At 67.0% G+C, this 13962-nt stretch carries 12 protein-coding genes; all 12 read left to right on the forward strand.

Annotated elements, in window-relative coordinates; translation table 11 throughout:
• The first annotated feature begins 287 nt into the window (after positions 1-287).
• Positions 288-1367, forward strand: a complete 1080-nt coding sequence (locus tag ABR571_RS14565) for an ABC transporter ATP-binding protein (protein ID WP_409453924.1) — start codon at positions 288-290, stop codon at positions 1365-1367.
• Complete coding sequence (locus tag ABR571_RS14570) at positions 1367-2143, forward strand: MlaE family ABC transporter permease (RefSeq protein WP_409453925.1); 777 nt, start codon at positions 1367-1369, stop codon at positions 2141-2143. The genes ABR571_RS14565 and ABR571_RS14570 overlap by 1 nt, the downstream gene beginning before the upstream one ends.
• Positions 2144-2145: 2 nt before the next feature.
• The gene (locus ABR571_RS14575; RefSeq protein ID WP_409453926.1) at positions 2146-2988 is read left to right on the forward strand and encodes an MlaE family ABC transporter permease; all 843 of its coding nucleotides are present in this window, start codon (positions 2146-2148) and stop codon (positions 2986-2988) included.
• A complete protein-coding gene (locus ABR571_RS14580) occupies positions 2989-4323 on the forward strand; it encodes an MCE family protein (protein WP_409453927.1) in 1335 nt (444 codons plus the stop codon).
• Positions 4320-5360 (forward strand): MCE family protein, encoded by a 1041-nt coding sequence (locus ABR571_RS14585; RefSeq protein ID WP_409453928.1) that lies wholly within the window; start codon positions 4320-4322, stop codon positions 5358-5360. Before ABR571_RS14580 ends, ABR571_RS14585 begins: the two co-directional genes overlap by 4 nt.
• Positions 5357-6418 carry an MCE family protein gene (locus tag ABR571_RS14590; RefSeq protein ID WP_409453929.1) on the forward strand — a complete coding sequence of 354 codons (1062 nt, stop codon included), beginning with the start codon at positions 5357-5359 and terminating at the stop codon, positions 6416-6418. Before ABR571_RS14585 ends, ABR571_RS14590 begins: the two co-directional genes overlap by 4 nt.
• Positions 6418-7578, forward strand: coding sequence for an MCE family protein (locus tag ABR571_RS14595; RefSeq protein ID WP_409453930.1), 1161 nt, complete (start codon positions 6418-6420; stop codon positions 7576-7578). Before ABR571_RS14590 ends, ABR571_RS14595 begins: the two co-directional genes overlap by 1 nt.
• Entirely contained in the window at positions 7575-8732 is a 1158-nt protein-coding gene (locus ABR571_RS14600) for an MCE family protein (protein ID WP_409453931.1), read from the forward strand. The genes ABR571_RS14595 and ABR571_RS14600 overlap by 4 nt, the downstream gene beginning before the upstream one ends.
• A gap of 7 nt (positions 8733-8739) precedes the next feature.
• Positions 8740-10023, forward strand: a complete 1284-nt coding sequence (locus ABR571_RS14605; protein ID WP_409453932.1) for an MCE family protein — start codon at positions 8740-8742, stop codon at positions 10021-10023.
• Between the two features lie 113 nt (positions 10024-10136).
• A complete protein-coding gene (locus tag ABR571_RS14610) occupies positions 10137-10646 on the forward strand; it encodes a hypothetical protein (protein WP_409453933.1) in 510 nt (169 codons plus the stop codon).
• Positions 10643-11434 (forward strand): hypothetical protein, encoded by a 792-nt coding sequence (locus ABR571_RS14615; protein ID WP_409453934.1) that lies wholly within the window; start codon positions 10643-10645, stop codon positions 11432-11434. Before ABR571_RS14610 ends, ABR571_RS14615 begins: the two co-directional genes overlap by 4 nt.
• A gap of 311 nt (positions 11435-11745) precedes the next feature.
• Positions 11746-13962: DNA-directed RNA polymerase subunit beta (gene rpoB / locus ABR571_RS14620; RefSeq protein WP_409453935.1), on the forward strand; the 2217-nt coding region annotated here is incomplete at its 3' end.

Consider the following 13962-nt stretch of genomic DNA (forward strand, 5'->3'; position numbering starts at 1 on the left):
GGTCAGCTCGTCGGGCACGGCCGGACGCCGCGATCGGCACTTTATCCAGCCCGGTCACGGCTCCTGCTCAGCGGCTGCACTGCGTCGTCGACCGGATGGCCCAGGGTTCCTGAGACAGGAGGTCACGGTTTCATCGCGAGGGTGGCCACATGAGCGATCGGCCCGGAAATATGTCACCCTAGGTCGGCCGACGACGTTACCAACGAGTTTCGCTTTCGTTAGTTTGATGACGTCCGGAGCGCTTTCGCTGCGTGGCGCTCCCTGTGACGTTCGAGAAAGGACTGCCCGTGGGTGTGGAGGTTGCGGTCCACGATCTGACGAAGTCCTTCGGTCGCCAGACCATCTGGGGTGACGTCACCCTGACCCTCCCGCCGGGCGAGGTCTCGGTGTTGCTGGGCCCATCGGGTACCGGCAAGTCCGTCTTCCTCAAGTCCCTCATCGGCCTGCTGAAGCCCGACAAGGGTGCGATCGTCATCCGGGACGTCGACATCGCCCGGTGCAGCGAGGCCAAGCTCTACGAGACCCGCAAGCTGTTCGGCGTCCTCTTCCAGGACGGCGCCCTGTTCGGCTCCATGAACCTCTTCGACAACATCGCGTTCCCGCTTCGTGAGCACACGAAGAAGGGCGAGCGCGAGATCAAAGACATCGTCATGGAGAAGATGGACATGGTCGGCCTGGCCGGGGCCGAGGGCAAACTGCCCGGCGAGATCTCCGGCGGTATGCGCAAGCGCGCCGGCCTCGCCCGCGCCCTCGTGCTCAACCCCGAGATCGTGCTGTTCGACGAGCCCGACTCCGGCCTCGACCCCGTCCGCGTCGCCTACCTCAACCAGCTGATCATCGACCTGAACGCGCAGACCGACGCCACCTTCCTGATCGTCACCCACGACATCGGTACGGCGCGCACGGTGCCGGACAACCTCGGGATGCTGTTCCGCCGGGAACTGGTGATGTTCGGCCCGCGCGAGGTGCTGCTCACCAGCGAGGAGCCGGTCGTCAAGCAGTTCCTCAACGGCCGCCGCGAAGGCCCGATCGGCATGTCCGAGGAGAAGGACGCCGCCCAGGTGGCCGCCGAGCTCGCCTCGATCGACCAGAACGCCGCACCGCGCGAAGGCACCGGCCCCAAGGGTGGGGGTGGAACCGGCGTACCGCCGCAGATCCAGCCGAGCCCCGGCCTGCCCGAGCGCAAGGCTGCCGGCCGCCGCCGCCAGCGCGTCCTCGACATGATGCACACGCTGCCGGCCCCGGCCCAGAAGGCGATCCAGGAGCTGTTGGACCAGGAGGAGCAGGAAGAGGCCGAATCGCGCGGCGAGACCAGGCGCGAGCCGGCACGCGAGGGTAGGCAGCCGGCCCGTCCGGGACCCCGCTGATGCCCGGTCTCTCTCCGGTCGGTGGAGTTCGGCAGGCCGGCAGCCTGTTCGCGCTCTTCCTCGACGTCGGCCGGTTGATCTTCAAACGCCCCTTCCAAGGACGCGAGTTCATCCAGCAGGCCTGGTTCATCGCCAGCGTGACGATCTTCCCGACGATGATGGTGTCGATCCCGTTCGGCGCGGTCATCGCGCTCGAACTTGGCACCCTGGCCCGCCAGATCGGCGCCCAGTCGTTCACCGGTTCGGCCAGCGTGCTGGCCATCATCCGCGAAGCCAGTCCCATCGTCTGTGCGTTGCTCATCGCCGGCGCCGGCGGCTCGGCCATCTGCGCCGACCTCGGCAGCCGCAAGATCCGCGACGAGATCGACGCCATGGAGGTTCTCGGCATCTCGCCGGTGCAGCGCCTCGTCGTCCCGCGCGTCCTGGCCTGCATCCTCGTCTCGACCGCCCTCAACGGCCTGGTCTGCGTGGTCGGTGTGGCCGGCGGCTACTTCTTCAACGTGGTCCTGCAAGGCGGCACGCCAGGGGCCTATCTGTCGAGCTTCTCCGCGCTGGCGCAGTTGCCCGACCTCTACACCGGTGAGGTCAAGGCGTTCATCTTCGGTCTGATCGCCGGCGTCGTGGCTGCCTACAAGGGCCTCAACGTCGGTGGCGGGCCGAAGGGCGTGGGCGACGCGGTGAACCAGTCCGTCGTCATCACCTTCATGCTGCTGTTCGCCGTCAACTTCGTCATCACGGCCGTGTACTTCCAGGTCGTCCCGGCGAAGGGATCGTGACGATGGCAACCGACGTCATCGCCACCGCCCGCAAGGCGGTCAACGCCCCGCTCGGCGCGCTCGACAAGCTCGGCGAGCAGATGTCCTTCTACGCGCGAGCCATCGGCTGGATGCCGCGCACCTTCCGGCGGTACAAGAAGGAGACGCTGCGGATCCTGTCCGAGGTCGTCTTCGGCAGCGGGTCACTCGCGGTCATCGGCGGCACGGTCGGCGTCATCGCGTTCATGTCGTTCTTCACCGGGACGGAGGTCGGCCTGCAGGGTTACGCCGCCCTCGACCAGCTCGGCGTCTCGTCCTACTCCGGCTTCATCACCGCGTTCTTCAACACCCGCGAGATCGCGCCCATCGTGGCCGGCCTGGCGTTGTCGGCGACCGTCGGCTGCGGCTTCACCGCCCAGCTCGGCGCGATGCGCATCAGTGAGGAGATCGACGCACTCGAGGTGATGGCGGTCCCGAGCCTGCCGTTCCTCGTGACCACCCGCATCCTGGCCGGGTTCGTCGCGGTGATCCCGCTCTACATCATCGGGCTGCTGTCGTCCTACCTCGCGTCCTACGCGATCGTCGTCTACTACTACCACGACTCAGCGGGCACTTATTCGCACTACTTCCATCTGTTCCTACCGCCGCTGGACGTGCTCTGGTCCTTCCTCAAGGTCCTGATCTTCTCCGTCGTCATCATCCTGACGCACTGTTACTACGGCTACACGGCATCCGGCGGTCCGGCCGGCGTCGGCGTCGCCGTCGGGCGCGCGGTCCGGCTCGCCATCGTGGCGATCAACGTCGTCGACTTCTTCCTGTCCTTCGCCATCTGGGGTTCGACCACCAGCGTCAGGTTGGCGGGCTAGATGGCTGGAGACTCTCTCGCGACCGTCGTCAAACGCAGGCTTCTCGGCGTCGTCTTCATCATCGTGGTCGGCTCGCTCATAGGGCTTTCGGTCGCCATCTACAACAAGGCGTTCACCGACACCGTCGACGTGACCCTGCGGGCCGACCACACCGGCAACCAGCTGATCATCGACTCCGACGTGAAGGAACGCGGCATCATCGTCGGCTCGGTGAAGAAGGTGAACTCGAAGGGTTCCGGCGCGATCGTCACGCTCGCGCTGGACCCGAGCCGGGTGAAGGACATCCCCAGAAACGTCCGGGCGCAGATCCTGCCGAAGACGCTGTTCGGCGAGCAGTACGTCGCGCTGGTGACGCCGCAGGACACGGCCGACCCGACCTCCGGCGTCCGCGCGATCCGGGCCCACGACACGATCCCGCAAGACCGCTCGAAGGGCGCCCTGGAGACCCAACGCGTGCTCGGCGACATCCTGCCGCTGCTCACCGCCGTCGACCCGGCCGACCTCAACGCCACCCTGACCGGACTGGCCGAGGCGCTGCACAACCGCGGCGACAAGCTCGGTCAGACGCTGGTCAACTTCGACCGCTACCTCAAGATCTTGAACCCGCACACGAAGCAGCTGGTCGGCGATCTCGACAAGCTGGGCCAGGTGTCGCTGGAGTACAACGACCTCGCGCCGGACATCTTCTCCACGCTGCAGAACCTGCAGACGTCGGCGAAGACGGTGGTCGAGCGCCGCTCGGGCCTCGACAGCCTGCTGGTGTCGGGAACCGACGCCTCCAACGTGCTGCGACAGTTCCTGTCGGAGAACGAGCAGCGGCTGATCAGCATCACCGGGCAGACGAACAAGATCTACAACCTGCTCGACGAGTACTCGCCGGAGTTCAGCTGCCTGTTCGCCGGCATCAACCATCTGTACGACCTGGCCGGCCAGGCGATCTACGACCACCGGATCCACCTCACCGTGACCCTCAACGCCAACAACATGGGCGCCTACAAGCCCGGCCAGGAACCCCGGCCGATCACCGGCATCGGTCCGAACTGCTTCGGATTGCCCAACAACGTCGGGCCCACTGACGCCAACGGCCGCTTCCAGATCCCGGACAAGTTCAAGTGCCTCAACGACGGCGCGCCCTTCACGGCCGCCGGCGCCAGCGGGGGCTGCAGCGCCGCGACGTCGAGCACGTCGAGCCGTGCGCTCGGCTCCCCGGAGGAGAACGCGCTGGTCAACTCGATCGTGGCCGGCGACATGGGAACGACACCGAACAAGGTGCCCGGCGCCGCGACGCTGCTCGCCGGTCCCCTGCTCCGTGGGCAGCAGGTGGTGGTCAAGTGAGAGGCTTCGTCGCTCCGCTGATCAAGCTGCTGATCTTCCTGGTGATCACCGCCGTCGCCACCTACGTCCTCGCAGCGACCATCGACAACTCGGCCTACGGGGCCACCAAGTCGTACAAGGCGAACTTCACCGAGGTCTCCGGGCTCTCGATCGGTGACGACGTGCGCATCGCGGGTGTGCGGGTGGGCACCGTCGAGGACATCGCGATCAAGCGCGACCGGCACAATGTCAGCTTCGCGCAGGTCAGCTTCACCGTGTCCAAGTCGCGCTCGCTGCCCAAGTCGGTGATCGCGAACATGCGCTACCGCAACTTGGTCGGCCAGCGCTACATCGACATCGAGCAGGGCACCGGTGACCCGAACGACATCCTCAAGTCCGGCGGCACCATCGGTCTCAACCACACCCATCCCGCCGTCGACCTGACGTTGCTCTTCCAGGGCTTCGCGCCGCTCGTCCAGGGCCTGGACCCGCGGGAGATCAACAAGCTCTCGCTCGAGGTCATCCAGACGCTTCAGGGCGAGGGCGGAGCGCTCGAGGCGCTGCTGGCCAACGTCGCCGACCTGACGAACGCCCTGGCCGACAAGGACAAGGTCATCGGTGACGTCATCGACAACCTCAGCAGCGTGCTCAGCGCGGTCGGCAGCCGGGACACCGAGCTGAACGACCTCATCATCCAGCTGCGGACGTTCATCAGCGGCCTGGCCGCCGACCGGAACACGATCGGCAACGCCATCGACGGCATCAACAACCTCGCCACCTCGACCGCCGGCCTGCTCACCCAGGTCCGCGCGCCGCTGGCCAAGGACATCAAGACCATCACCGACCTCGTCGACGTCCTGAACGCGAACAGCAGCACCATCACCTTCGTGCTGCAGCAGCTGCCGCCGACGGTGGCCGGCCTGATCCGGACCACCAGCTACGGCTCGTGGTTCAACTTCTACCTCTGCTCGCTGAGCGGGATCCTGACCCTGCCGGGCAACACGAAGATCCCGCTGCACAACTTGGCCAACGGCGACACGGCGCGGTGCGGATCATGAGCAGCGACGGCGGGCAGCACCGCGACGAGGACACGTCGCCGGTGAAGACGCGCAAGACGCCGCGCATCGGCAAGTCCTTCAGCTCGCGCAACCCCACGCCGATCGGGGCCATCGGCCTCGTCTTCCTGCTGGTCCTGCTCTATGGGGCCTTCAACGCGGCCAGCCTGCCGCTGATCGGCGGCGGCACGACGTACTCCGCGTACTTCACCGAGTCGGCCAACCTGAAGACCAACGACAACGTCCGCATCGCCGGCATCAAGGTCGGCACGGTGCAGGACGTCACCATCGACACGAAGCGCAATCTCGTCAAGGCCACCTTCACCGTCAAGGACGGGTTCGTCGGCAACGAGAGCACGGTCGACATCAAGCTCAAGACGCTGCTCGGCGCCAAGTACCTGAGCATCAACTCCATGGGCGAGAAGAAGCAGGACGCCGGCACGACGATCCCGGTCTCGAGAACGACGACACCGCTCGACATCTACCCGGCGTTCACCAAGCTGAGCGGCACCATCGAGGACATCAATACGACCAACCTCAGCAAGGCCTTCAACACGCTGGCCCAGGACTTCTCCGGCACACCGAACGACGTGCGCCCGGTGGTCACCGGCCTGGCCCGGCTGTCCACGACGATCGCGAGCCGGGACGCGGCCCTGCGCAACCTGTTGAGCCGCGCGAACCAGGTGACCGGCACGCTGGCGGCCCGCGACCAGGACCTGACCAAGCTGCTCAGTGACGGCAACCTGCTGCTGCAGGAACTCAACAACCGCCGCGATGCCATCCACTCGCTGCTGATCAACACCCAGGTGCTGTCCGACCAGCTGCGCGGTCTCGTGGCCGACAACCAGAAGACGATCGGGCCATTGCTCAACAGCCTCGACAAGATTCTCACCCTGCTGCACAACAACGAGGACAGCCTTGACCGCGGGGTGGCGCTGCTCGGCCCGCTGTACCGGGTGTTCAACAACGCCGTCGGCAACGGGCACTGGTTCGACAACTACATCCAGAACCTCAGCCCGTGCGGGGTCCTCGGCCTCGCCCTGAAGCTGGACGCCTGCTGATGGCCAAGCTCTCCGCCAACATGACCCGGTTGATCATCGGCGTCGTCGTCGTGGCCATCGTGGCGATCGGGTCCTATTTCGTGTTCTTCCGCAGCTCGTCGGACAAGACGGTGACCGCGCGTTTCACGTCGGCCGTCGGCATCTACGTCGGCACCCCGGTCCGCATCATCGGCGTCAACGTCGGCAGCGTCACCGGCGTCCACCCGCAGGGTGATTACGTCAAGGTGACGATGAACTACGGCAAGAAGTACAGGCTGGGCCCGAACGCCGGTGCGGTCGAGGTCGCGAACTCGCTGGTGAGCGACCGCTACATCCAGCTGACCCCGCTCTACGACGCCAAGCGCGACCACGGCAAGTTCCTGAAATCCGGCGCCACGATCGACGTCGACCACACCGGCGGCCCGGCCGAGCTCGACGACATCTACGCGGCGCTCAACAAGCTGTCGGTCGCCCTCGGGCCCAAGGGCGCGAACAAGGACGGCGCCCTGAGCGCCCTGCTGAAGGTCTCGGCGGCCAACCTCCGGGGCAACGGCTCGGCGCTGGGCGAAAGCATCACGAAGCTGTCGCAAGCGGCCCAGACGCTGGCGAACCAGAAGGGCGACCTGTTTGCCACCGTCCGCAACCTCCAGAAGTTCACCCAGACGCTGAAGTCGAGTGACGGGCAGATCAGGCTGTTCAACACCCAGCTGGCCCAGGTCGCCAGCGACCTCGCCTCCGAGCGGGGGGACCTCGGTGCCGCTCTCAGGAGTCTCGGGCTCGCCCTGGACGACGTGTCGAAGTTCGTCAAGCAGAACGCGAGCCGTTTCCACACCGACATCCGGGGTCTCGAGGAGATCACCAACATCCTGGTGAAGCAGAAGGCGTCCCTGAACGAAACGCTCGCGGTAGCGCCGTACGCGCTGGCCAACATCGTGCACGCCTACCAGCCCGACATCGGGGCCATCGCCACCCGCAGCAACCTGGCCTCGTTCAGCGGCTCGAGCGGGAACATCAACCCGGCCAAGCTCATCTGCGGGTTGCTCGACCTCAGCAAGCTGGGCCTGCCGAGCCTCTGCAACAACGTCGGCTCCCTGCCCGGCACCTCGACCACCGGAGCGAGCTCGGGTCTCGGCTCCGTTCCGGGCGTCACCGTCCCCGGCCTGATCGGGGGCGGTTCATGAGGATCCGACGCGTCGCCGCCGTCCTCGCGGCCGGCTGCCTCACCCTGACCGGCTGCGGGTTCAAAGGGCTCTACAGCGCGCCACTTCCCGGTGGCGCCGATCTCGGCAACCACCCGTACACGGTGACCGCCTACTTCCAGAACGTGCTGGACCTCGTGCCGCAGTCCGCGGTCAAGGTCAACGACATCGCCGTCGGCAAGGTGACCTCGATCGCGCTGAGCGACTGCAGCACGCCGGGCACGACGGTCAAGACGTGGTGCGCGAAGGTGAACCTGAAGGTCCGCGGTTCGGTCGACCTGCCGGCCAACTCACATGCGTCGGTTCAACAGACCTCGCTACTCGGTGAGAAGTACGTCGCGTTGATCCCGCCGGCCAGCAACCCGTCGTCGAACCGGCTGCGCGGCGGATCGGAGATCAAGTTCGTCGACACGACGTCGGCGCCCGAGGTCGAGCAGGTCCTCGGCGCGCTGTCGCTGTTGCTCAACAACGGCGGCCTGAGCCAGATCCGGAACATCGCCACCGAGCTGAACAAGGCGCTCGGCTCGCCGGAGCGGCAGCAGGCGGTGCGCAGCTTCATCACCCAGCTGACGACCTTCACCGGCACCCTCGACAACCAGAAGAGCGACATCACGACGGCGCTCGACCGCATCGACGTGCTGGCCGCCACCTTGAACCGGCAGAAGCAGGTGCTGACCGACGCCCTCGACACGTTCCCGCAGGCGTTGAAGGTGCTCAGCCAGGAGCGGCACCAGCTGGTGACGCTCTTGACCAGCCTGTCGAAGCTCGGCTCGGTGGCCACCCGCGTCATCAACGCGACCCAGCAGGACCTCGTCGCCTCGCTAAAGGCGCTCGACCCGGTGATCACCCGACTGGCCGCGACCGGCTCCGATTTCCCCAAGGCGCTGCGCATCATGGGCACGTTCCCGTTCCCGCTGGGAATCACCCGCCAGATCATCAAGGGTGACTACGCGAACCTCGACGCCGTGCTGAACCTGAGCCTGACCGACCAGCTGTGCGGCGCGCTGCCGCCGCCGTTGGGCACGATCTTCTGCAACCTGCCGGGATCGGCGAACTCCAAGACGGCTTCGACGACCGCCCCGAGCAGCAAGAAGGCGTCGCCGCTGCCGCCCATGCTCGTCGGCGCGGGGAAGTGATGCGGCCATGATGCTGCGCAGCACCAAGGTCAAGCTGATCCTGTTCGTCGTCATCACCCTGCTCGGGGTGACCTACGTCGGGGCGGAGTACGTCGGTCTCGCCAAGTACGTGACGGGCAACAGCGGCTGCACGATCAGCGCCGACTTCCCGGACTCCGGCGGTATCTTCACCAACGCCGAGGTGACCTACCGGGGCGTGACCGTCGGCCAGGTCGGGGCGCTCAAACTGATCAAGGGCGGCGTCGAGGTCGAGCTGAACCTCAACAGCTGCGACTCGCCGAAGATCCCGGCCAGCACCGCGGCCACCGTCGCGAATCGATCGGTGGTCGGCGAGCAGTACGTCGACCTCGTCCCGCCGAACGGGAAGGGACCCTTCGTCCGGGCCGGCGCGAACATCCCGATGTCGCGCAACCACATCCCGACGGCGACCGAAAAGCTCCTGGTCAACCTCGACCAACTCGTCAAGTCGGTGAACCTGAACGACCTGCACACGACGGTGGACGAGCTCGGAAAGGCGGTTTCCGGCCGTGGCGACGACCTCGGCCGGCTGCTCGACGCGACGGACTCCCTGCTGGCGACGGCCAGTACCCCGGAGAACGTCAACGCGACGACCTCGCTGATCGACCAGTCGACGTCGGTGCTGCAGACACAGCTGGACCAGAAGGAGCCACTGCAGATCTGGACGCACAGCCTGAACCTGCTGTCCCAGCAGCTGAAGGCCAGCGATCCCGACATCCGGCACCTGTTCGACACGGGGCCTTCCGATCTGAACACCATCAACGACTTCATCACCGACAACCGGACCGACCTGGGCGTGACTCTGGCCAACCTCTCGACGGTCGGCGACCTGCTGGTGCGCCACCTCGACGGCCTCGAGCAGATCCTCGAGATCTATCCCGGCCTGGCGGCCGCCGGCCCGACCGCGCTGCACGACCGGGCCGGTTGGCTCGGCGTCGTGCTCCAGTTGGCGCCCGACCCGCAGGACTGCGGCGACCCGCAGGTGGACCGCGAGGGGTACAGCGGCACGGTCCGGCGCCTACCCGGCGCGACGGGCCCGCTCGCTCCGAACGTGACCGCGCACTGCACCGCACCGGCGTCCGGGCCGAACGCGAAGAACGTCCGCGGGTCGGCCAACGTTCCCGGCGGGGACCCGATCAGCCTCTCCGGCGGCGGCTACGCCTACCCGCGGGTCGTCACCGACAACGTCCTCAAGCTCGGTCCCGCGCTGCCCACCACCGCGACACTGGGCGACGGATCCTGGGTTGGGCTGGTCACTGACGCCCTGCACTGATTCCTACCGACTTCCCACAGCGCGGGCGTAGCGTGCCTGCGACACGTACTGTCTACGCCGAACGTTCGGCCCGCCGGGGCCGGACATCCAGCGATCGGAGCGATTCCCAGCGCATGCCTGAGTCCCGACGCGCTCCTTGGATCGTCGCCGCCGTGGCGGGCGCGGTCTTCGTCGCCCTCCTGGTGACCTACTTCGTGGCCCTGCGGCCGGCCGAAGGCAAGGTCGTCGGAGACCTCACCGCGAAAGAGAACGCCGCCGTCGAGGCGGCCGGCACCGAGATGAGCAACCTGCTGTCCTTCCGCAGGGCCCATTTCGACGCCGACTTCCAGCGGGCGCTGGCCGGCGCCACCGGGTCGTTGCGGGGCGACGTGAAGGCCAAGAAGGACGTCACCCTGGCCACGATGAACAAGGGCAAGTTCGACCTGATCGGCAAGGTGACCCACAAGGCGCTCGAGGGCCCGGCCGGATCCGGCAAGACGAAGGGCTATGTGGTGCTGGTGACCGTCAATGGCTACCAGTCCAACGCGAAGGCCCAGGTGGTGCAGCAGACCCTGGCCGTCACGGTGGTCCGCTCGGGCAAGAAATGGCTCGCCTCCGACGTCACGAACGTCGGGGTCGAATGAGCGACGTGGAGAAGGAGACGGTCGAGGAGCCGGATTCCCCGGCCCCGAAGACGCCGCCGGCGGCCTCGGCGGCCGCCCGCGCCCGGCGCATCGGAGGACGGGTGGGCCCCCGGCCGGCCCCGCCGCCCGCCGCCGGCCCGGACCCGACGGCCCCCGGGGTGGCACTCGGGAAGCCCGCAAAGACCGGCGAGCCCGGCCGTTCCGCGTCCTCGCCGAGCGCGGGCGCCCCGTCCGCTCCGCCGGCCGACCCCGACGCGCCGCCGGTTGTTCCCGTCATCCCGGGCTGGCTGCGCTGGCTTCCGGCCGAAATGCTGACGGCCGCCGCCCTGATCATGGCCGTCCTCATGATCGTCTTCAGTCACGGCGTCTGGTGGGGCACAGCCAGCGGTAACTCCGTCCGCGAAGAAATGCTCGCCGCAGCCAAGACCTGCACGGTCAAAACCAACACCTACAAGTACACCGAGCTGCCGGCCTACTCGGCCGCCGTCAAGCAGTGCACCACCGGACGGCTCACCGGCCAGATCAACCGGACCATCACCACGGTGATCAAGAAGTACGCCGGGCCGCTCAAGGCGGTCCAGACCGCCCACATCAGCCGTGGGGCGATCGAGTCGGTCAGCCCGCACGGCAAGCAGTGGACGGTGCTGGTCTTCGGCCAGCTCTCCGTCACCAACAGCAACGAGCCCAAGGGGCGGACCGACCCGTTCGCGGCCGAGGTCACGATGGAGAAGGTGCACGGCAAGTGGCTGATGTCGGGCCTGCAGACCGTCGCCACCCCGCTTTCCTGAGCTTTCAGCACCCTTTCAGCTCCCCTCCGGCACCCCTTTGGCGCGGCTCCGGCCGCAACCCGCGCCCGACACCGGCCGGCAACGCTTGACGCGGAGGGCTGTTCGAGGCACCCTTTCTGAGCACGGTTTAGGCGTGGTTGCTTGCCATGCCCGCGGGCGCTAGACTCGTTCTTTGCGCTGCCCTCTTCTGCCTTCGGCCCGTCAAGGGTCTACTTTCCCGCGCCCGGGTTCCGGTCGCGTCGGGAGTTCCGGGGCCGGTCAGGGGCGGTCGGTGCGGATCGGCTCGGTTCAAGTCCTTGGAAGGACGCATCTTGGCAGTCTCGCGCTCCGGTAAGTCACGTTCCACAAAGACCGCAGGTAGGGCAGGTATCCCGGGCGCACCACCCCGGACCTCCTTCGCCAAAATCCGGGAGCCGCTGGAGGTGCCGAACCTCCTCGCTCTGCAGACGGAATCTTTCGACTGGCTCGTCGGCAACCAGGCCTGGCAGGCCCGGGCCGCGGCCACCCACGGCAGTGGTCACTCGGGTCTCGAGGAGATTCTGACCGAACTCTCGCCCATCGAGGACTTCTCGGGGTCGATGAGCCTGTCCTTCTCCAACCCGCGCTTCGAGGACGTCAAGGCGTCCATCGAGGAGTGCAAGGACAAGGACATGACCTACGCGGCGCCGCTGTTCGTGACCGCCGAGTTCACCAACAACACCACCGGCGAGATCAAGTCGCAGACGGTGTTCATGGGTGACTTCCCGATGATGACCCGCAAGGGCACGTTCATCATCAACGGCACCGAGCGCGTCGTGGTCAGCCAGCTCGTCCGGTCCCCGGGCGTCTACTTCGACCGCACCCTGGACAAGACCTCCGACGTCGACGTCTACGGCGTCAAGGTCATCCCCAGCCGCGGTGCCTGGCTCGAGTTCGACGTCGACAAGCGCTCGACGGTCGGCGTCCGGATCGACCGCAAGCGCCGGCAGCCGGTCACCGTGCTGCTGAAGGCGCTCGGTTGGACCGATGAGCGCATCCGCGAGCACTTCGGCTGGTCCGAGACCCTGCTCGCCACCCTCGAGAAGGACCACATCGGCACCACCGACGAGGCCCTGCTCGACATCTACCGCAAGCTGCGTCCGGGCGAGCCCCCGACGCGCGAGTCGGCGCAGGCGCTGCTCGAGAACCTGTTCTTCAACCCGAAGCGCTACGACCTCGCGAAGGTCGGCCGCTACAAGGTGAACAAGAAGCTCGGCAACGACGTCTCCATCGAGAACGGCACACTGACCGAGGACGACGTCGTCCGCACCATTGAGTACCTCATCCGCCTGCACGCCGGCGAAGAGGGCTACGAGGTCGACGACATCGATCACTTCGGCAACCGCCGCCTGCGCACCGTCGGCGAGCTGATCCAGAACCAGATCCGCGTCGGCCTGTCCCGCATGGAGCGCGTCGTCCGCGAGCGCATGACGACGCAGGACGTCGAGGCGATCACGCCGCAGACCCTGATCAACATCCGGCCTGTCGTCGCCTCCATCAAGGAGTTCTTCGGCACGTCGCAGCTGTCGCAGTTCATGGACCAGACCAACCCGCTCGCCGGTCTGACCCACAAGCGCCGGCTGTCCGCGCTGGGCCCGGGTGGTCTGTCCCGTGACCGCGCCGGCATGGAGGTCCGCGACGTCCACCCGAGCCACTACGGCCGCATGTGCCCGATCGAGACCCCGGAAGGCCCGAACATCGGCCTGATCGGCTCGCTCGCGTCCTACGGCCGGGTGAACGCGTTCGGCTTCGTCGAGACGCCGTACCGCCGGGTCGACAACGGTCGGGTCACCGATGAGGTCGAGTACCTGTCGGCCGACGAGGAGGACCGGCACGTCATCGCGCAGGCGAACGCGATCATCGACGCCCAGGGCAACTTCACCGAGCCCAAGGTGCTGGTGCGCAAGAAGGGCGGCGAGGTCGACCTCATCGAGCCCGACGAGGTCGACTACATGGACGTCTCGCCGCGCCAGATGGTGTCGGTCGCGTCCGCGATGATCCCCTTCCTCGAGCACGACGACGCCAACCGCGCCCTCATGGGTGCCAACATGCAGCGCCAGGCCGTTCCGCTGCTCCGGTCGGAGGCGCCGCTTGTCGGCACCGGCATGGAGTTGCGGGCTGCGGTCGACGCCGCTGACGTCCTCGTCGCCGACAAGGCCGGCGTGGTCACCGAGCTGTCGGCCGACTACATCACGGTGATGGCCGACGACGGCACCCACCAGACGTACCGGCTGGCCAAGTTCGCCCGGTCCAACCAGGGCACGAGCTACAACCAGAAGCCGATCGTCGACGAGGGAGACCGGGTCGAGGTCGGGCAGGTCATCGCCGACGGCCCGTCCACCGACGAGGGTGAGATGGCGCTCGGCAAAAATCTGCTCGTGGCGTTCATGCCGTGGGAGGGCCACAACTACGAGGACGCGATCATCCTCAACCAGCGCATCGTCCAGGACGACGTCCTCACCTCGATCCACATCGAGGAGCACGAGGTGGACGCCCGCGACACCAAGCTG

The sequence above is a fragment of the Jatrophihabitans sp. genome (assembly GCF_046262535.1).
Taxonomy (GTDB): Bacteria; Actinomycetota; Actinomycetes; order Mycobacteriales; family Jatrophihabitantaceae; genus Jatrophihabitans.

Coding starts and splice junctions, on each gene's coding strand:
- ABR571_RS14570 (WP_409453925.1), top strand. CDS start 1,367: ATGCCCGGTCTCTCTCCGGTCGGTGGAGTTCGGCAGGCCGGCAGCCTG.
- ABR571_RS14575 (WP_409453926.1), top strand. CDS start 2,146: ATGGCAACCGACGTCATCGCCACCGCCCGCAAGGCGGTCAACGCCCCG.
- ABR571_RS14580 (WP_409453927.1), top strand. CDS start 2,989: ATGGCTGGAGACTCTCTCGCGACCGTCGTCAAACGCAGGCTTCTCGGC.
- ABR571_RS14590 (WP_409453929.1), top strand. CDS start 5,357: ATGAGCAGCGACGGCGGGCAGCACCGCGACGAGGACACGTCGCCGGTG.
- ABR571_RS14595 (WP_409453930.1), top strand. CDS start 6,418: ATGGCCAAGCTCTCCGCCAACATGACCCGGTTGATCATCGGCGTCGTC.
- ABR571_RS14600 (WP_409453931.1), top strand. CDS start 7,575: ATGAGGATCCGACGCGTCGCCGCCGTCCTCGCGGCCGGCTGCCTCACC.
- ABR571_RS14605 (WP_409453932.1), top strand. CDS start 8,740: ATGATGCTGCGCAGCACCAAGGTCAAGCTGATCCTGTTCGTCGTCATC.
- ABR571_RS14610 (WP_409453933.1), top strand. CDS start 10,137: ATGCCTGAGTCCCGACGCGCTCCTTGGATCGTCGCCGCCGTGGCGGGC.
- ABR571_RS14615 (WP_409453934.1), top strand. CDS start 10,643: ATGAGCGACGTGGAGAAGGAGACGGTCGAGGAGCCGGATTCCCCGGCC.